This is a genomic window from Streptomyces virginiae (assembly GCF_040638905.1).
GTDB lineage: Bacteria > Actinomycetota > Actinomycetes > Streptomycetales > Streptomycetaceae > Streptomyces > Streptomyces virginiae_B.
Genome location: NZ_JBEZYV010000001.1, coordinates 462,026 through 480,463 on the forward strand (window position 1 = coordinate 462,026; position 18,438 = coordinate 480,463).

Below are 18,438 nucleotides of genomic sequence, written 5' to 3' on the forward strand. Positions count from 1 at the left end.
GGGAGATTGTGGCGGCCCGCACGGACCGCCACAATCCCCTTTCGGTCAGAGCTTCGCTGCCAGTTCCGTGCCCTGGCGGATGGCCCGCTTGGCGTCGAGCTCGGCCGCCACGTCGGCGCCGCCGATCAGGTGGGCGTCGATACCGGCCGCGCGCAGGGCCTCGTACAGGTCCCGGCGCGGCTCCTGGCCGGTGCACAGGACGACGGTGTCGGCGGGTACGAGGCGCTGCTCGTCACCGACGGTGATGTGCAGGCCGTCGTCGTCGATGCGGTCGTAGGCGGCTCCGGCGACCGAGACGACCCCGCGGTGCTTGAGCTCCGCGCGGTGGATCCAGCCGGTGGTGGTGCCGAGGCCGGCACCGACCTTGGTGGCCTTGCGCTGGAGGAGGTGGACCTGGCGCGGGGGCGCGGGCCGCTCGGGGGCGGTGAGCCCGCCGGGCCCGGTGTACGCGGTGTCCACGCCCCAGTGGCGGAAGTAGACGTCCGGGTCCTGGGAGGCGCCCTCGCCGCTGTCGGTGAGGTACTCGGCGACGTCGAAGCCGATGCCGCCGGCGCCGACGACGGCGACGCGCTCGCCGACGGGGGCGCCGTCGCGCAGCACGTCGAGGTAGGTGACCACGTTGGCGTGGTCCACGCCCTCGATGTCGGGGGTGCGAGGAGTGACGCCGGTGGCGACGACGACCTCGTCGTAGCCCTGGAGGGTCTCGACGTCGGCGCGGGTGTCCAGGCGGACGTCGATGTCGTGTGCGGCGAGCTGGGTGCCGAAGTAGCGGATGGTCTCCTCGAACTCCTCCTTGCCCGGGATGCGGCGGGCGATGTCGAGCTGGCCGCCGATGTGTCCGGAGGCCTCGAAGAGGGTGACGGCGTGGCCGCGTTCGGCGGCGGACACCGCGCAGGCGAGGCCGGCCGGGCCGGCGCCGACGACGGCGACGCGCTTCTTCAGCTTGGTGGGCGAGAGCACGAGCTCGGTCTCGTGGCATGCGCGCGGGTTGACCAGGCAGCTGGTGATCTTGCCGCTGAAGGTGTGGTCGAGGCAGGCCTGGTTGCAGCCGATGCAGGTGTTGATGGTCTCGGGGCGGCCGGCCGCGGCCTTGGCGACGAAGTCGGCGTCGGCGAGGAAGGGACGGGCCAGGGAGACGAGGTCGGCGCGGCCGTCGGCGAGCAGCTCCTCGGCGATCTCCGGAGTGTTGATGCGGTTGCTGGTGACCAGGGGCACGGAGACCGCGCCCATCAGCCGCTTGGTGACCCAGGTGTAGGCGCCGCGCGGGACGGAGGTGGCGATGGTGGGAATGCGGGCCTCGTGCCAGCCGATGCCGGTGTTGATGATGGTGGCGCCGGCCGCCTCGATCTCCTTGGCCAGGTGGACGACCTCGTCGAGGGTGGAGCCGCCGGGGATCAGGTCGAGCATGGAGAGGCGGTAGACCAGGATGAAGTCCTCGCCGACGGCCTGGCGGGTGCGGCGGACGATCTCCAGCGGGAAGCGGACGCGGTTCTCGTAGGCGCCGCCCCAGCGGTCGGTGCGCTTGTTCGTCGCGGCGGCGATGAACTCGTTGATCAGGTAGCCCTCGGAGCCCATGATCTCGACGCCGTCGTAGCCGGCGAGCTTGGCGAGGCGGGCGGCCCGGACGAAGTCCTCGACGGTGCGCTCCACCTCGGCGTCGGAGAGCTCGTTGGGGACGAAGGGGCTGATGGGGGCCTGGATGGCGCTGGGCGCGACCAGGTCCTTGTGGTAGGCGTAGCGGCCGAAGTGGAGGATCTGCATCGCGATCTTCCCGCCCTCGGCGTGCACGGCGTCGGTGATCACCCGGTGCTCGGCGGCCTCGTCCTCGGTGGTGAGGCGGGAGCCCCCCTCGAAGGGGCGGCCGGCGTCGTTGGGGGCTATGCCGCCGGTGACGATGAGGCCGGCGCCACCGCGGGCGCGCTCGGCGTAGAAGGCGGCGAGGCGCTCGAAGCCGCCCTGGTGCTCTTCGAGGCCGGTGTGCATCGACCCCATGATCACGCGGTTCGGCAGGGTGGTGAAGCCGAGGTCCAGGGGGCTCAGCAGGTGCGGGTACCGGCTCTGGGAACTCATGGGGGCGCCTCCTCGCGCGGGGGTGATGAACCTGTTCTAGCGAGGCGGGCCGGGTTTTGCAACTAGGTGCATAACCGAGGGGACTCCTTCTCCCCGGAGTTCCCGGCCCCCGGGGGCGCCCCTGTGGCGGAGTTCACGCCGCAGGCTCGGCCGGCTGGCGGACCAGCACACCGCGACCTCGCCGGAGGACGCGGCCGACGGCGGGTCCCGGTACCGGACGCTCTCGCGCGCGGGCGCCGCACCTACGTACCGGACCTGGGCGGCGGCGCGCGCGGGTGACGTCCTGTGGGACGGCTACCGCCGCCGGATCGACGCCGTCCACCGCGCGGCCTGCTGCAGCTCGCTGTGGGCTCGACCGGTTCGAGGACCCCGGGACCGGCACCTGTTCCGGCCCGGCGCCCCGATACCGTCCAGGGGCTCGCCCTGCTGCAGGGGCCGGGCCGGACCTCCCGCCGGACATCGAGCGACGGACGCCTCGGGCGGTGACCGGTCCAGGAGGCGTCCCACGGGTACGGGATCAGGGGCGGCGGAGGCGGAGCGTAACGATCTGGAAGGGGCGCAGGGTCAGGGTGATCGCGCCGTCCGCCCCCGGGGCCGGGGGCGTGACCGCCGTGCCCGTGAGGGGCCGTTCCAGCAGGTCGCTCTCGACCGCCTCCGCGACGGGGAAGCCCGCCGTGAGGGTGGCCGTGGCGCGGCCGCCGCGGGACTCGTAGAGGCGGACGATCACGTCACCGCCGCGGTCCTCGGCGAGCTTGACCGCCTCGACCACCACCGCGTCCGAGTCCACCGCCAGCAGCGGGGCGACCGGGCCGGCGCCCGCCACGGTGCGTTCGGGCAGGTTCAGCGCGTGGCCCTCGCGCACCGCGTCCCCGATCCCCGCGCCGGGCGCGAGCGAGAACCGCAGGGTGTGGGCGCCCTGGTCGGTCTCCGGGTCCGGGTAGCGGGGGGCCCGCAGCAGGGAGAGCCGTACGGTGGTGGTCTGCCCGCCGTCGGCCCGTACGTCGCGGGTCACGTCGTGCCCGTACGTGGAGTCGTTGAGCAGGGCCACCCCCCAGCCGGGCTCCTCCGCGTGGATCCAGCGGTGGGCGCAGATCTCGAACTTGGCCGCCTCCCAGGAGGTGTTGGTGTGGGTCGGCCGGTACACGTGCCCGAACTGCGTTTCGGAAGCGGTCCGTTCGGCCTTCACGTCCAGCGGGAAGGCGGCCTTGAGGAACTTCTCCGTCTCGCGCCAGTCGACGTCCGTGACGATGTCGACCGTCCTGGCCCCGGCCCGCAGAGTGATCTGCTGGACCGCGGTGGACCGGCCGAAGGAGCGGGTGGCCCTTACGGTCGCCGAGCGCGGCCCGCTCTCGGTGACCTCCAGGCCGTCCAGCCCGTCGAGGTCGGTGACGTTGTTGCGGTAGAACTCGTCGACGTCCCAGGCGTCCCACATGTTGGGGAAGTCGGGGTGGATCTGGAGCAGGTTCGCGGCGGCCCCCGGGGCGACCGCCTCGCGGCGCGCCTGTAGGTCGTAGACGGAGACGATCAGGCCGCGGCCGTCGATCTCCACCAGCAGCCGGCCGTTGGCCAGGACGTGTCCGCCGCCGTGCCGCTCCTCGACCGTGACCGGCTCCGACGGGCGCTCAGGGCGGCCCGCTCCGCCCGCCGGGATGCCGTTGCGGGCGTGGGGGGCGCAGTTGAAGACCAGTTCCTCGGCGCCCTCCCCCGCCAGGGCCTGCTGCGCGGCGAGGGTGATCCCCCGGAGCTCCCCGGCCACCTTCGCGTACGTCTCGCGGGCCTCGCGGTGCACCCAGGCGATGGAGGAGCCCGGCAGGATGTCGTGGAACTGGTGCAGCAGCACCGTCTTCCAGATCCGCTCCAGGTCCTCGTACGGATAGGCGTACCCCGCCACCCGGACGGCGGCGGTCGTCGCCCACAACTCGGCCTCGCGCAGAAGGGATTCGCTGCGCCGGTTGCCCTGCTTGGTCTTGGCCTGGGAGGTGTAGGTGCCGCGGTGCAGCTCCAGGTAGAGCTCGCCGGCCCAGACGGGCGCGTCCTCGTACTCGGCGCGGGCCTTGTCGAAGAAGGCGTCGGGCCGCTCGATCTCGATGCGCGGGGAGCCTTCGAGGTCACGCTGGCGCCGGGCGCGGGCGAGGTGCTCGCGGGTGGGTCCGCCGCCGCCGTCGCCCCACCCGAAGGGGGCCAGGGAGCGTGAACCACGCCCCTTCTCGCGGTAGTTGCGTGCGGCGTGCGCCATCTGGGCGCCGCCGAGGTCGGAGTTGTAGGTGTCGACGGGCGGGAAGTGCGTGAAGACGCGGCTGCCGTCGATGCCCTCCCACCAGAAGGTGTGGTGGGGGAACTTGTTCACCTGGGACCAGCAGATCTTCTGGGTCAGGAACCACCGGGAGCCGGAGAGCTTGACGATCTGCGGCATGGCGGCGGTGTAGCCGAAGGAGTCGGGAAGCCAGACGTTGTGCGTGTCGATGCCGAACTCGTCCAGGAAGAACTTCTTGCCGTAGAGGAACTGGCGGGCCATCGCCTCGCCGCCGACCATGTTGGTGTCGGACTCCACCCACATGCCGCCCACCGGCACGAACTGGCCGTCCGCGACCTTCTTCTTGATCCGCTCGAAGAGCTCGGGCCGGTGGGTCTTGATCCAGTCGAGCTGCTGCGCCTGCGACATCGCGAAGACGAACTCGGGGTGTTCGTCCATGAGGTTGACCATGTTGGAGGTGGTGCGCGCGACCTTGCGCACCGTCTCGCGCAGCGGCCACAGCCACGCGGAGTCGATGTGGGCGTGGCCGACCGCGCTGATGCGGTGCGCGGAGGCGTTGGCGGGGGCGGCGAGGACCCCGGCGAGGCGTGCGCGGGCGGCGGCCGCCGTGCCGGGCACGTCGGTGAGGTCGACCGCGTCGAGGGCGGCGCCGAGGGCGCGCAGGATCTCGTACCGGCGGGCGTCGTCGGCGGCGAGCTGCGTCATCAGCTCGTAGAGCACTTCGAGGTCCTGGACCAGTTCCCAGACCTCCGTCTCGAAGAGGGTGAGGTCCATCCGGGCGAGGCGGTAGAGGGGCTGGTCGCCGCTGGTGCGCAGGTCGCCCTCGTAGGTGGCGCGGTGGTCGACGAGGACCGGGTTGGCGGCGGCCTCGACGTACCATTCGATCCGCTCGCCGCCCTCGGCGCGGTCGGCCACGCGCACCCAGTCGTTGTACGGGTTGAGCGCCTTGACTTCCCCGCCGTCGGCCCGGTGGACCAGGCCCTCGCACTGGAAGCCGGGCATCATCCGGTCGAAGCCGAGGTCGAGGACGGCTTCCACGGTCCGGCCGGCCCATCCGGCGGGGACGGTCCCGGTGACCCTGAACCAGGTGGTGCCCCAGGCCGGACCCCATGCGTCGCCGGGCGCGCAGGGCTCGTAGGGCGCCGCCAGGCCGTCGGCGACGGGGACGGGCTCACCCGGCGCGTCCCAGCGCTCGACGGTCAGCGGGAGCGGGCTGGAGTGGACGGCGGGCCTGATGCGCTCTTGGAGCACCCGGCGGAGGCGGTGCTCGGTAATGCTGCGGTCGTCATGCATGACAGCTGCTCCTGCTCCCGGAGGTGGTGGTCGGTCGGTACGGAGGGCCTGCCGGTCGGTCGGACGGTCCGGCTCACAGCTTGACGGCTCCCTCGCCCACGCCCTTGAAGAAGAAACGCTGGAGAGCGAAGAAGAGGAGCATCATCGGCAGCAGCGCGGCCATCGCGCCTGCGGCGATGAGCCGCTGGTCGTTGACGGTGGTGGCGCCGGCCAGGGTCTTCAGGCCGAGCTGGAGGGTGTAGTGGTCGCTGTCGGTGAGGACGAGCAGCGGCCAGAGGAAGTCGTCCCAGGCGCCCATGAAGCTGGTGATGCAGACGACGGCCAGGGCGCCCCTGGCGGAGGGGACGAAGACACGGGTGAAGCGGGCCCACTCGCCCGCTCCGTCCAGGACGGCGGCCTCCTCGACCTCCTTGGGCACGGCGAGGAAGGCCGCACGCATGATCATGATGTTGAGGACGGAGACCGCGCCGGGCAGCCAGACCCCGATGAGGGTGTCGACCAGACCCATCTCACGGACCGTGAGGAACATCGAGATCATCACGGACTCGAAGGGGAACATCAGGGTGGCGACGAGGACGGTGAAGACGACCTCGCGCCCTTTCCAGGCGGCGCGGGAGAGGGCGTAACCGCCCATCGCGGCGAAGAGCAGGTTCGAGGTGATCGCGAGGACCGCGACGACGAGGGTGTTGCCGACGTACTGGAGCAGCGGGAAGGACTCGGCGACGCGGACGTAGTTGTCGAGGGTGGGCCGCGTGGGCAGTACGCCGTCGTACACGTTCTCGGTGCGGCCGCGGACGGAGGTCAGGAACTGCCAGACGATCGGGCCCAGCATGACCACGAGCATGAGCAGCAGCGTGCCGTAACGGGCGGCCAGGCCGAGCCGGCGGCGCGCGCGGCCGGGCGGCGGGGATGCGGAGGCCGAGTCCGAGGCCGGTGCCGAGGCCGAGGTCGGGCGGCTCATGCCTCGTCCCCCTTCGTCAGGCGGCGGCCCAGCAGGCTGAAGACCAGCGTGAGGAGGAGCAGCAGGATGGATATGGCGGAGGCGTAACCGGTCTCGCCGGCGAAGCCGAGGCCCACCTGGCGGATGAGGAACGGCAGCGTGCGGGCTCCGCCGCCGGGTCCGCCGCTCTCCCCGCCGAGGATGTAGATCTCGGTGAAGACGCGCAGCGCCGAGATGGCGGAGAGGGTACCGACGAGCAGCATCATCGGTTTCACCTGGGGGACGGTGATGCTGAAGAAGCGCCGGACGGGACCGGCACCGTCGATCGCGGCGGCCTCGTGGAGGGAGGCGGGAACGTTCCCGAGGGCGGCCAGATAGAAGACCATGTAGTAGCCGAGGCCCTTCCACACGGTCACGACCATCGCGGAGACCAGCAGCATCGTGCTGTCCGTCAGGAACGGGACCGGCTCGGAGACCAGGTGGAGCCGCCGGAAGACGGTGTTGACGAGGCCGTCACTGCGCAGGACCCACTGCCAGATCAGCCCGACGACCACTGCGGAGGCGATCACCGGGGTGTAGAAGGCCGAGCGGAAGAAGCCGATGCCGGGGAGCTTGGCCTGGACGAGGACGGCGAGGGCCAGTGGCAGGAGGACCAGGCAGGGGACGACCACCAGGAGGTAGAGCACGCTGTTGCCGGTGGCGACGAGGAAGTCGGGGTCGGCGAAGGCGCGCCGGTAGTTGTCGAGGCCGACGAAGCCGCCGCCGCGCAGGATGCGGGCGTCGGTGAAGGAGAGGACGACGGTGTTGACGAACGGCCACAGGCTGAACAGCAGCACCATCGCCAGGCCGGGGGCGAGGAAGAGGTACGGGGTCCACCAGGTGCGGTGGGGCAGCCCGGTGTCGCTGTCGGCCGTCACGGGCGGGCCGCGTCGGCGAGGAGCCGGTTCGCCGCTTCCTCGGCCTTCTTCACCGCCGTCCGGGCGTCCTGCTCGCCCTTGATGGCCTTCTGCACCTCGCGTACGACGGCGTCCCCGACCTGGTTGGTCCACTGCACGGGGGTGTTGGCGTCGAGGGCGGCGGTCTTCAGCTGGTCGGCGCCGACGGCCCGGGCGAGCGTCTCGGCGTCCTTGCCGTCGCCCCTGTCGGAGAAGAACGGGTCGGCGAGGCCCTGCGCGTTGGAGGGGTAGATGGTGGCCTTCCTGGAGAACTCCACCTGGTTCGGGCCGTTGGTGACCCATTTCGCGAACTCGGCCGCCGCGTCGAGGTGTTGCGTGTCCTTGCGGATGCCGAGGGACTGGGCGTAGATGCCGATGTGGCCGAGCCGGCCGGTGACGGCTCCCGCGACCTGCGTCTTGGCGTAGACCTGCGGGGCGTTCAGCTTGATGTCCTTGACGAATCCGGGGGAGCCCGGGCCGAAGACGAGTTTGCCGCCGCCGTAGAGCTGGTTGACGTCGTCGGACTTGAGCAGGGACTCCTTGGGCATGGCGCCCTTGGCGTACAGGTCCTTCATCCGCTCCACCCATTCGACGGCCTTGTCGGTGTCGAAGGTGAACCGGTCCTTCCCGGGGCTGAGGAGGGGAACGCCCATCTTCTGCCAGTCGCCCGGTAAGCGTCCCTCGGGGTCGGCCATGAAGGCGGAGTACCGGCCGCCGGACCGGGCGGCGATCTGCTCGGCGTAGTCGAAGAACTGCTCCACGCTGGTGGGCGGTACGGCCGGATCCAGGCCGGACCTCTCGAAGAGCTCCCTGTTGTAGGTGAGGATCTCCGGAGTCACGTACCAGGGGTAGGCGTAGACGCTGTCACCCTTCCCGGGCAGTTTGAACTGCTCCCAGGCGCCCGGTACGTACTCCCTGGCCGTGTCCCCGTCGAGCTTCGCGACGTCGGCGAGCAGGCCCCGGTCGCCGAGGAGCTGGAAGGAGTCGGTGGAGAGGTTGACCACGTCCGGGAGGGCGCCGGCCTGGGCGTCCGCGACGAGCTTCTCGTTGTAGCCGTCACCCGGCACGTCCTCCCAGTGGACCTCCACCTCCGGGTACTTCTCCTCGAAGGCGTCGATGACGGCCTGTACGTAGCCGGTGAAGGCGGGCTTCAGCTGGAGGGTCCGGAAGGTGATCTCGCCGGCCACCTTTCCCGTTCTCTCGGCTTCCTTGGCGGTCCCGGCGCCGGCGCCGCCGAGTCCGCACGCGGCGGTCGACACCAGCGCGCCGGCCGCCAGCGCGGCAACAGCCGTACGGATCGGGTTCGAACGGGTCATCGTCGCCGCCTTCGCAGAAGTCCGGCCTCGTCGCCGGAGGCGGTGCCCACGGTCGCGGGAAAGCAAGACCTCGTCAATGACGCCGAGTCGGCATTGGCCGATGCCGACGGGTACCGAATCCCACGACGGGGCGGAGCGGGCTCCGACGGACCGCGATCCCACACCTTCGAGCTGGACTGATGCGCTTTAGTACAAAGCCCTCCGATCCTGGTGCAGATCCGACGGGGAAGCTTCGCGCACGGCGATGTTGACTCCTTGTCGCCTCTTTCGGCCGGCCCGCACTAATGCGCTTTACCTCCACCGCCCGAACCCCCTTCCCTTGGGAGCCCGAGCTCCGCTTGTGCGACTCGCGATCGAGCGTCTAGGTTCGCCTCGAACGGCGTGTAGCTCAGCAGCCAGAGCACCGACCTGCACAGTCGGAGGGCGCAGGGGCAGGACCTGCCACGCCGGCCATGAACGAGAACACTGGACAGCAACCGCCCACCGTCGGGCTCCCGGCGTCGGGGATCTCCGACGCGGACCTCTTCGCCCACTGCCTCACCGACGACGGCCTCGCCTGGCTGGAGTCGCTGCTCGGCAGCGGGCGGTACGAGGTGCGCGCGCCGGAGCAGGCCGCGCTGTTGTGCGTCGCCTGGCTGCGGCGTACCGGGGAGGACGCCGCCGCGGCCGAACTCGTCGAGGAACTGCGGCCCTTCGCCCACGAGGTCCGGTTCGCTCCGTATCCCGTCGAGCGGCCGGTCCCCGATCCGGACGCCGTGCACCGGCTGACCGTCGGCGAGGCGGCCGGCACGCTCGCGCGCCGTGCGCCGCACCCCGCCGTCGAGGCGCAACGCGAGGCGCTCACCGTCTGGCGGCCCTTCGAGGACGAGCTGCTCGGCCACTGGCTGCGCATCGAAGCCGATCCGCAGGCCGTGACCCGGGCGTCCGGCGCGGCGCTGCTCGCCCGGTACCGGGAACTGGCCGCGGCGCACACCCGCTGCACCAAGCACCTGAACCCGAAGTCGAACACGGCGGTCCTGCTCCGCGGGCTCGAGGCGACGGTAACGGGACGCGAACTGCCGCCCCGCCTCGCGGGCCTGGTGCGCCACGCCGTCGCCTCGATGGCCGCCAGGCGCGGCCGACCGGGTTCCGCCGAGCACACCCGGCTGCGGCGGGAACAGGCCCGGCAGGCGGCCCTGCCCGCTCACCACGATCTGGCCGCGCTCCTGCTGCGCCGGCTCGCCCCGCTCGACGTCGCCCGCGGGACGACGGAAGCGCGGACCCTGACCGGGCCGGTGACCGCCGAGGAGGCGCGGTCCACCGGGCTTCCCATCGCGGCTGGGATCCCTCCGTCGGTCCGCGAGCCGGTCGCCGCGGCGCTCACCGCTCCCCTGAGGACGTTGCTGGAGACCGGCGCCGTCCCGTCCGCCGAAGTGCTCGGCGAGGTCGCCGGCCGGCTGGTCGCCGCACACCCCGCACAGGGGTACGCCGACGAGGCCCTCGGCAGTCTGGTCGCCGCCGCGTACAGCGCCGGGCGCCCACGCCGGTACGCGCTGTGGTGGAGCCGCGAACACCACGAGCGGATCGCCTCCCTGCCCTGGTTGCGAGCGGTGGCTCCCTGGGGTCCCGACCCTGCGGTGCGGGCCCGCGCGACGCTGCGCATGTTCGCCGAGGTCTGCGTGGAGTACTTTCCCGGCGCCGGGCTGCCCAACCTGCTCGCCCGTGCGCTGTCCGGGCTCGTCCCGCTCGCCGGACTGCCCGTCCCGCTCCTCACCGAGCCGTTCGCCCACAGGTACAGCGGAAGGCCCTCCCCCGACCTGCTACCGGCCGCACAGGCCCCCGCAGAGCTGCTGCGCGGCACGGTGTACGAGCGCTACCACGGCATCGACTACGCGGAAGTGCTGCGTCTGGTGGCCGCCGGCGACCACGAGGGCTTCGCGACACTGTGCGTCGAACGCGCGGGGCGCCCGGGCGGGTCGCCGGCCGTCGACGCCGCCGTCATCGAACAGGCCCGGATCCTGACCACGTTCAACCTGGCCACCCTCGTACGGTACGCGGACGTCAGCCCGCGGGGCGGGTGGGGTGGCGCGGCTCGCGGAGCCTTCTGCGCCGCGGTCCGCCGGGCCGCCACGCCCGCGCAGACCTCGTACGCCTGGCGGCAGCTGCTGTTCCACCTCTCGCTGTGCGACGCGGACGAGCAGACCCGCGTACTCGCCTGGATCGACGTCCGGACCGCCCGGCTGCCGGCCCGCGCCGCCGCGGGGATCGCCGGCCCGCTCGCGGCCCTCCGTCTCGCCGCCGCCTAGCCGGCGGCCGTCCTGGGGGCGCAGCGCATGCCGATGTAGCAGCAGGGGGTGCCGTCGACGAGGGCGGCGAAGACGACCGGCATCCAGTCCTCGCTGAAGGAGGCGCCGGTGCCGGCCGCGGCGAACACCGTCGCGCTGAGCGGGACGAGGTCCAGCTCCAGGGGCGGCGAGAAGTCCCGCATGCCGTCGACGAACTCGTACCGCAGGTGCGGGGAGCCGCCGGAGGCGGCGGTGACCGTGATAACGACGCCCTCGCGCCGGTAGGTTCCCAGCAGCGGGGTCATGTCGACGGTCGGCGGGTGTGCGGGCGGCGCGAAGGAGGGGGGCGTGCGGACCTCGGCGAGCTCCGCGAGGAGCTCGCGGAACAGGTCGGCGTAGAGGCGGCGGGCGCCGCCGCCGTTGGTGAGCAGGACGACGATGACGTCGGCGCCGGGCACGACGCGGAGGTAGCCGTACTGGCCGGTGGAGGCGCCGTCGTGGCCGTACCCCGGGACTCCGTTCCAGTCGTACAGCGACCAGCCCAGCCCCCAGCCGTCCGCGCTCACCGTCCACCGGTCGGGGACGTCGACCTCCCACCGCTGCATCGCCGCGACGGCGCGGGCGCCCAGGACCTGGGTGCCGTCCGCGGTGGCGCCGCCGTCGAGGTGCATCTTGGCCAGCCGCAGCACGTCGGCGGCGCTCGCCAGGACACGCCCGTACGGCCCTGCCGACCGGGGCATCATGTCCCAGGCGGGAGCCGGTTCGGGCTCCGGCCCGTCGCCCGGCAGGTGGCCCATCGCCGTACGGAAGGCCAGCGCCTCCTCGGGCAGGGTCATGGTGTGGGTCAGGCCCAGGGGGGCGACGATCCGCTCCTTCAGGGCCTGGTCCCAGGTGCGTCCGGTGACGACCTCGACGATGCGGCCGAGGACGTTGTAGCCGACGCTGCTGTAGGAGACGGCGGTGCCGGGCGGGCAGTCGAGCGCCACGTTCCGGGCGGCCCGCACGTAGGCGGCCAGGCAGTCGTCGCCGCGCCCGCTGTCGTAGGTGAAGTCACAGGTGAGGCCGCTGGTGTGGCTGAGCAGCCGGCGCACCGTGATCGCCTTGGCCGCGCCCGGGGCGCCGGCCGGGGTGAACTCCGGCAGGATCTCGGACACGGGCGTGTCCAGGTCCAGTTGGCCGGCGCCGACGAGCTGCATGACCAGGGTGGCGGTGTAGATCTTGGCTATGGAGCCGAGCTGGAACACCGAGTCGGTGGTGGCCTCCACCCCTGTTCCGCGGTGCAGCAGGCCGCTCGCCAGCTCGTGGATCCGCCCGTCGGCGAACACCGCGAGGGTGGCGCCGGGTACGTGGTGGGCGGCGCGTAACGCGTCGAGGCGGCTCTGCCAGTGGGCAGGGGAGAACGTCACGTCGGATCCTTCGACTCGGTCGGTCATGCCGTGGTCGACGCCACCGTAGGCAGGTCCCGCGGACGGCCGTAAGGACCTTCACGCGTCAGCGAGGGGACCTCCGGCGCCATCGGGGAACCGGTTTCCCGCCAGGGAGAAAGTGTTTCGCGCCGCCCGGGTGGCACGCCTGCGCCAAGCTGCACGGTGCGTGGGGAAGTTCGCCGGAGCGGCTGGTAGCGTCACCCGCCCTATGCAGTCTCACAACGCCCGCGGAACCGTCTCCGTGCACCTCGCCCGCTTCGTCGTCGACGCCCTGCGCCGGTCGGGCGCCGGCATGGACAGGTTCGCCCGGTTCCACGACCTGGGCCCCGAGGTGCTCGGCAACGACCTGGCCCGGGTCTCGACCCCGTCGGCGCTCGCCGTGTGGGAGGCGCTGACGCTCTCCGAGGCGGGGACGGCGGTCGGCGCGCTGCTCACCGACGAGGCTCCGATCGGCACGTTCGGCCTGTGGGACTACCTGGTCACGAGCGGGCCCAGCCTGCGGGAGTCCCTGAGGCAGGTGGTGGAGTACAACGCCGTCATCGCCGACCCGGCCAACGAGAAGCTCCTCATCGAGGAGGACGGCCGCACCTTCACCATCCGCCACGCCACGGGCAGTTGGGGACCGGACGTGGTGGAGGCCATCGACTGGTTCGCGCTGGCCATGTTCCTGACCAGGGCGCGGGCCGCCACCGGCCGGCCGCTCGCCCCGCTGCGCGTCTGCGTCACGCACGGCGCGCCCCGCGAGTACCGCCGGCTCGTGGAGCTGTTCGGCACCACCCGCATCGACTTCGGGGCCCCGTACAACTCGATCACCTTCCACGACGACGACGTACGCACGCCGCTGCCCAAGGCGCAGCCGGGCCTGGACCGCCTCCTGGCACACCAGGCCCGGCTGACCCTGGCTGCCGCCCAGCCGGTGATGCTCTGGCAGGACAGCTTCCGGATGGTCCTCGCCGGCGCCTTCCGGGAGGACACCGTGAACCTGGAGTACGTGGCGGGGCGGCTCGCGATGAGCCCGCGCACGCTGCAGCGGCGCCTGCGGGAACTCGGCACGACCTGGCGCGAGGAGGTCGAGTCCGTGCGCCAGGAAAGGACGATGGAGCTGCTGCGCACCACCGATCTGCCGCTCCAGCTGATCGCCGCCCGGGTCGGGTACAGCGACATCCGCGCGCTGCGCCGGGCGGTACGGCGGTGGGACGGGCGGGCACCCCGGGACATCCGCAACGCGGCGGGACTCGCGGCGCCCGCCCCGGGCGGCTGACCCGCACGGGCGCGGCCCGGGCAGAGCGGGGTGGGGCGGGGCACAGCCCGGCACAGCCGTGCGCAGCGGCGCGGCGCGGCTTCACTTCATGGGGTACTGGGTCTTCTCCGCGAGCTTGCCGTCCTTGAAGCAGAAGCGGAGCACCGTCTCCGCGCCCAGCTCGGTGTCGCCGCCGGATATGTACCAGGCGCAGCTGCTGCCCTCGGGCTCTACCGGTCCACCCTCCTTGAGGGCGGCCTTGACGAAGCTCTCCCCCGACGGGAGCTTCGCCCGGACGTCGCCCTCCGGGTCGCCGACCTTCACGCCCTCGTAGACCGCGGGGTCGACCACGGTCTTCTCGGCCATGTCGAGGAACTTCCCCATGCCGAAGACCACCGCGGCGAGGACGCCGATGCCCAGCACCAGCGCCACTCCGCAGCCGATCAGACAACCCTTGCGCTGAGCCACGCCCGTTCCTCCAAGTCGCTTCGCGTCCGGCGGCGATCGCCTGGACGCTCACACCCTCGCAAGGGACGGGGGGCACGCGCTGTCCTCGAAAGTCGTCACCCGCCGCAACGATCGTCGTTCGAGACAGCCAGTGCGTTCCGTGTATACAGGGAGAAGATCGGCCTTCCGGGCGGAACGAGAGGAACCCACCGTGAACGAGCACACCATCGAGCCTCTGATCGTCGTCGGGGTGGACGGTTCCGACCACTCCAAGGAGGCGGTGCGCTGGGCCGTGGAGCACGCCCGGTCGGTCGGCGGCCGCGTGCACGCCGTCATGGCCTGGGAGTGGAACCGCAATCCGTTCGCCATCGGCATGGCGGAGGCCCAGTTCGCCGAGCAGGAGGCGGTGACGGCCGAGGAGACGGCCCGCCGCAAGCTCTCGGACACCGTCACCGCGGCGGTCGGCGCCTCCGCCGGCGTGCCGGTCTTCCGCCGCGTCGAGCAGGGTCCGCCGGCGCAGGTCCTGGTGGACGCCTCGAAGGAGGCGGACCTGATGGTGGTCGGGACCCGCGGGTACGGCGGATTCAAGGGCGCGTTGCTGGGATCGGTGAGCCAGCAGGTCGTGCAGTACTCCGGCAGCACGGTGGTCGTCGTCCGGGAGAGCGAGGCGGGCGAGGGCGGGAGCGGCGCCTGACGCCCGGAACGGCAGCCGTACGACATCCGATGGCCCACTGGCCAGGCCTCGGGGCTGGGGGCCTCAGGGCTGGGGCCTCAGGCCACGGGATCCGTCAGGTCCCCGGGATCCGTGTTGGCCCCGCAGAGGATGACGGCGACCCGCTTCCCCAGCGGCTCCGGCGCGCCGGACAGCGCCGCCAGCGCGGTGGCCGCGCCCGCCTCCACCACGATCCGGTGCTCCTCCCACACGGCGCGCCGCGCCGCCGTGATCGCCTCGTCCGCGACCAGGACCGAGGTCACGTTCTTCTCCTGCGCGGCCGCCAGCGCGTCGGCCGAGACGCGGGTCGCCCCCAGGGAGTCGGCCGCGACCGAGTCCACGGTGACGTCGACGACCCGGCCCGCCGCCAGGGCCGCGTTCAGGGCCCGGCAGTTCTCCGGTTCCGCCGCGACCACCCGTACGCCGTGCTCGCGCGCGGCCGTGGCCACTCCCGCGAACAGTCCGCCGCCGCCCACCGCGACGACCACGGTGTCCAGCCCGGGCAGGGTCTCGCGGATCTCGTCGAGCAGGGTCCCGGCGCCGGCCGCGATGAGCGGGTGGTCGTACGCATGGCTGCTCAGCGCGCCGCTCGTGGCGGCGAACTCCTGGCAGGCGGCCTGCGCTTCGGCGTACCGGTCGCCGACGAGCCGGACGTCGGCCCCGTAGCCGCGCAGCCGTTCCACCTTCACGCGCGGGGCGTTGGCGGGCAGGAAGACCGTCGCGGGCACGCACAGCGCGCGGGCCGCCCAGGCGCAGGCGAGCCCGGCGTTGCCGCCGGAGGCGATGGTGACACCGGCGGCAGGGAGGGCGCCGGCCTCGTGGTGGGCGGCGAGGAAGTTGCGGGCGCCGCGCGCCTTGAAGGTGCCGGTGTGCTGGAGGTACTCCAGGGCGTACCAGACGCCGTCGGCCGCCGGCGCCACCGTGACGGGCCGTACCCCGCCGGCGATCCGCGCCGCGGCGGCGCGCACGGCGGCGTAGTCGAGCTGCTGCGGAGGGCGTGCGTGCTGCGGATGCTGCGGACGTTCCATGGTCGGTCTCCCCATCAGGTGGCGGGCCGGGCGGCTTCGATCAGCTGGCGCAGGGCGCCGTAGTACACCTCGTGGTCCGTCAGGGCCGGCAGTACGTCGGGCAGTCCGCCGGAGAGCACGGGGAACTCCTCGGGATCGAGCGCGGCCAGGGCGGCGCGCGAGGCGGCGGTGGCGCCGGCCGGATCCCGGTGGTCCACGAAGGCCGCGCTGCCCAGGGTGAGCAGGTACATGCGGCGGTAGGCGGTGATCGCCTCGGTGACCGTCATCCCCGCGGCGACGCTGTCGGCGAGGGCCGGCTCGACGAGGCGGGCCAGCAGCTGCCGGCCGAGCCAGGGCCGGCCGCCGCGCAGCACGAGCAGTCCGGGATGGGCGGTGAGCAGCAGGTACAGTGCGCGGAACCGCTGCTCGGCGGCTTCGGCCCAGTCCGTGCCGGCGGGGATCTCGGGGAGCTGTGCGGCCAGGTGCTCGGTGCACAGGTCGAGCAGTCCGGCGAGGTCCGCGCAGCGGCGCTGGACGGTGGCGTGGGAGACGTCGAGCTGGTCGGCGAGGGTGCGGAAGCTGAGGCCCTGCGGCCCCACCTCGTCGAGGATCCGCAGGGCGGCGACGGCGATGGCCCCGGGGGTCGCACGGTCCAGGGCGTCGGATCTCCTCGGCATAGATACACCGTATCATACGACGTATCACCTCTTTCGTGTGACACCAATTGCAGCCATATTGCTGGTCGTCACACGACAACCGGCGACTTGTGTTGACACTGAGTAGGCGCCTCGCTGCACTGGTCGCACGACTGCCCACCCGTCAAGGAGACCCAGTGCCGCCTCGCCTGCGCGCAGCGCTCCCCTGTCTGACCGCGGCCGCCCTGTTCGCCCTCGCGCTCTCGCCCGCCCCGGTGGCGGCCGAGCCCCGGGCCACCTCGGACACCCCGCTCGCGCTCACCCCTCCCATGGGCTGGAACAACTGGGCGCACTACATGTGCGACATCGACGAGGCCACGGTGGTCGCCAACGCCGACGCCCTCGTGTCGACGGGGCTCGCCGCCAAGGGCTACGACACGGTGACCGTCGACGACTGCTGGATGACCAAGAGCCGCGACGCACGGGGCAATCTGGTGGTCGACACCGCCAAGTTCCCGCACGGCATGGCGTGGCTCGGCGAGTACCTGCACGCCAAGGGCCTGAAGTTCGGCATCTACCAGGACGCCGGCTCCCTCACGTGCGAGAAGTACCCCGGCAGCGGCGCCCCCGCGGGCGGCGGACCCGACCACTACGCCCAGGACGCGCGGCAGTTCGCGTCCTGGAAGGTCGACTACGTCAAGATGGACGGCTGCAACCTGTGGGTGCCGGAGGGCCGCACGAAGGAGCAGGCCTACCGGGACGCCTACAACGCCGTCGCGCAGGCGCTGCGCGAGAGCGGCCGGGACATGGTCCTGTCGGCCTCCGCGCCCGCCTACTTCCAGCAGGGCGAGTGGGGCGGCTCCGACTGGCACAAGGTGCTCGGCTGGGTCGGCGAGACCGGCCAGCTGTGGCGCGAGGGCAAGGACATCAAGGTCTACGACCCGGCCTCGCCCGCCACCTCCCGGTGGAGTTCGGTGCTGGGCAACTACGGCTACAACCGCTGGCTCGGCCGGTACGCCGGACCCGGCAACTGGAACGACCCCGACTTCCTGATCGCCGGCTCCCCCGGCCTCACGGCCGCCGAGAGCCGCAGCCAGGTCGCCCTCTGGTCCATGATGGCGGCGCCCTTCATCCTGTCCTCCGACGTCTCGAAGCTGACCCCCGCCGGACTCGCCGCCCTCGGCAACACCCGGCTGATCGCGCTGGACCAGGACCCGATGGGCCGTCAGGGTGCCGTGGTCTCCTCCAACGCCACCTTCGAGATCCTGGTCCGTCCGCTCGCGAACGGCGACCGGGCGGTGGCCGTGCTCAACCGCTCGGCGAACACCCGGGACATCAGGGTCCCGCTCGACGAGATCGGCCTGAACGACTGCACGGCCGACACCGAGGACCTGTGGAGCGGTGCGCGCGCCGAGGTCTCCGACGCGCTGACCGGCAAGCTCGCCGGCCACGACACCGCCGTGTGGCGGCTCAGCCCGCGCAGCTGCTCCGAGGCGGTGCCGACCGGGCAGATCGTCGGTGACGGCGCCCGGTGCGCCGACGGGGCCAACACCAGCGGCGTCGGCGCCGTCGTGATGGCGGGCTGCACCGGAGCCCCCGACCAGCGGTGGCTCCTCGGCGACGACGCCCGCCTGCGGCTGGCCGGCGCATGCCTGTCCGCGGGCGAGAACGGCCTCGTGGAGCTGGCCGACTGCGCGCCCCGGCACGGCGGGCAGCCCGGCCAGGACTGGTCCCACCGCCGTGACGGGACCCTCGTGGAGGAGGCGAGCGGTCTGTGCCTGACCGCGCCCGCCCGGGCCGCCACGCCCGACGCCCCGGCCGAACGGCTGCGGCTGACCCCCTGCGGAGAGCACCGGGTCGACCAGGCCTGGTCCCTGCCGGTCTGACGACCCGAGCGA

Annotated in this window: 13 protein-coding genes and 1 tRNA gene; 5 read left to right on the plus strand and 9 right to left on the minus strand. The window is 72.5% G+C overall.

The window, feature by feature from the left end; all coding sequences use genetic code 11:
• Positions 1 to 45 precede the first annotated feature (45 nt).
• The 5 genes from AB0F82_RS02285 to AB0F82_RS02305 form a co-directional block, all read right to left on the minus strand.
• On the minus strand, positions 46 to 2,070 hold the full coding sequence (locus AB0F82_RS02285) for an NADPH-dependent 2,4-dienoyl-CoA reductase (RefSeq protein WP_362622866.1): 2,025 nt from the start codon (positions 2,068 to 2,070) through the stop codon (positions 46 to 48).
• Positions 2,071 to 2,587: 517 nt separating this feature from the next.
• Complete coding sequence (locus AB0F82_RS02290; RefSeq protein ID WP_362622869.1) at positions 2,588 to 5,617, minus strand: alpha-mannosidase; 3,030 nt, start codon at positions 5,615 to 5,617, stop codon at positions 2,588 to 2,590.
• A 73-nt stretch (positions 5,618 to 5,690) separates the two neighbouring features.
• Entirely contained in the window at positions 5,691 to 6,578 is an 888-nt protein-coding gene (locus AB0F82_RS02295) for a carbohydrate ABC transporter permease (RefSeq protein ID WP_362622872.1), read from the minus strand.
• The gene (locus AB0F82_RS02300) at positions 6,575 to 7,450 is read right to left on the minus strand and encodes a carbohydrate ABC transporter permease (protein WP_436842022.1); all 876 of its coding nucleotides are present in this window, start codon (positions 7,448 to 7,450) and stop codon (positions 6,575 to 6,577) included. Before AB0F82_RS02300 ends, AB0F82_RS02295 begins: the two co-directional genes overlap by 4 nt.
• A 20-nt stretch (positions 7,451 to 7,470) precedes the next feature.
• Positions 7,471 to 8,808: an ABC transporter substrate-binding protein gene (locus tag AB0F82_RS02305; protein WP_362622875.1), complete on the minus strand. Its 1,338-nt coding sequence runs from the start codon at positions 8,806 to 8,808 to the stop codon at positions 7,471 to 7,473.
• A gap of 377 nt (positions 8,809 to 9,185) precedes the next feature.
• On the opposite strand from AB0F82_RS02305, the gene AB0F82_RS02310 reads away from it, so the two are divergent.
• Together AB0F82_RS02310 and AB0F82_RS02315 are read left to right on the plus strand one after the other, a co-directional pair.
• Positions 9,186 to 9,261 (plus strand) — tRNA-Cys (locus tag AB0F82_RS02310).
• A complete protein-coding gene (locus AB0F82_RS02315) occupies positions 9,261 to 11,093 on the plus strand; it encodes a hypothetical protein (protein ID WP_362622878.1) in 1,833 nt (610 codons plus the stop codon). Before AB0F82_RS02310 ends, AB0F82_RS02315 begins: the two co-directional genes overlap by 1 nt.
• Here the strand turns inward: AB0F82_RS02315 and AB0F82_RS02320 are convergent.
• Positions 11,090 to 12,478 carry a serine hydrolase domain-containing protein gene (locus AB0F82_RS02320; protein WP_362622881.1) on the minus strand — a complete coding sequence of 463 codons (1,389 nt, stop codon included), beginning with the start codon at positions 12,476 to 12,478 and terminating at the stop codon, positions 11,090 to 11,092. The two genes, AB0F82_RS02315 and AB0F82_RS02320, sit on opposite strands and share 4 nt — an antisense overlap.
• A 229-nt stretch (positions 12,479 to 12,707) precedes the next feature.
• Between AB0F82_RS02320 and AB0F82_RS02325 the strand changes: the two genes are divergently transcribed.
• Entirely contained in the window at positions 12,708 to 13,760 is a 1,053-nt protein-coding gene (locus AB0F82_RS02325; protein WP_362622884.1) for an AraC family transcriptional regulator, read from the plus strand.
• A gap of 81 nt (positions 13,761 to 13,841) precedes the next feature.
• Here AB0F82_RS02325 and AB0F82_RS02330 read toward each other — a convergent pair whose 3' ends face one another.
• Entirely contained in the window at positions 13,842 to 14,207 is a 366-nt protein-coding gene (locus AB0F82_RS02330) for a hypothetical protein (protein WP_362622887.1), read from the minus strand.
• Between the two features lie 190 nt (positions 14,208 to 14,397).
• On the opposite strand from AB0F82_RS02330, the gene AB0F82_RS02335 reads away from it, so the two are divergent.
• Entirely contained in the window at positions 14,398 to 14,880 is a 483-nt protein-coding gene (locus tag AB0F82_RS02335) for a universal stress protein (protein ID WP_362622890.1), read from the plus strand.
• A gap of 77 nt (positions 14,881 to 14,957) precedes the next feature.
• On the opposite strand, the gene AB0F82_RS02340 is transcribed toward AB0F82_RS02335, so the two are convergent.
• Positions 14,958 to 15,926: a serine/threonine dehydratase gene (locus tag AB0F82_RS02340; RefSeq protein WP_362622893.1), complete on the minus strand. Its 969-nt coding sequence runs from the start codon at positions 15,924 to 15,926 to the stop codon at positions 14,958 to 14,960.
• A gap of 14 nt (positions 15,927 to 15,940) precedes the next feature.
• Positions 15,941 to 16,582: a TetR/AcrR family transcriptional regulator gene (locus AB0F82_RS02345; protein ID WP_362622896.1), complete on the minus strand. Its 642-nt coding sequence runs from the start codon at positions 16,580 to 16,582 to the stop codon at positions 15,941 to 15,943.
• A 155-nt stretch (positions 16,583 to 16,737) separates the two neighbouring features.
• Here AB0F82_RS02345 and AB0F82_RS02350 point away from each other — a divergent pair, with 155 nt between their 5' ends.
• Complete coding sequence (locus AB0F82_RS02350; RefSeq protein WP_362622899.1) at positions 16,738 to 18,426, plus strand: ricin-type beta-trefoil lectin domain protein; 1,689 nt, start codon at positions 16,738 to 16,740, stop codon at positions 18,424 to 18,426.
• Positions 18,427 to 18,438: the final 12 nt, after the last annotated feature.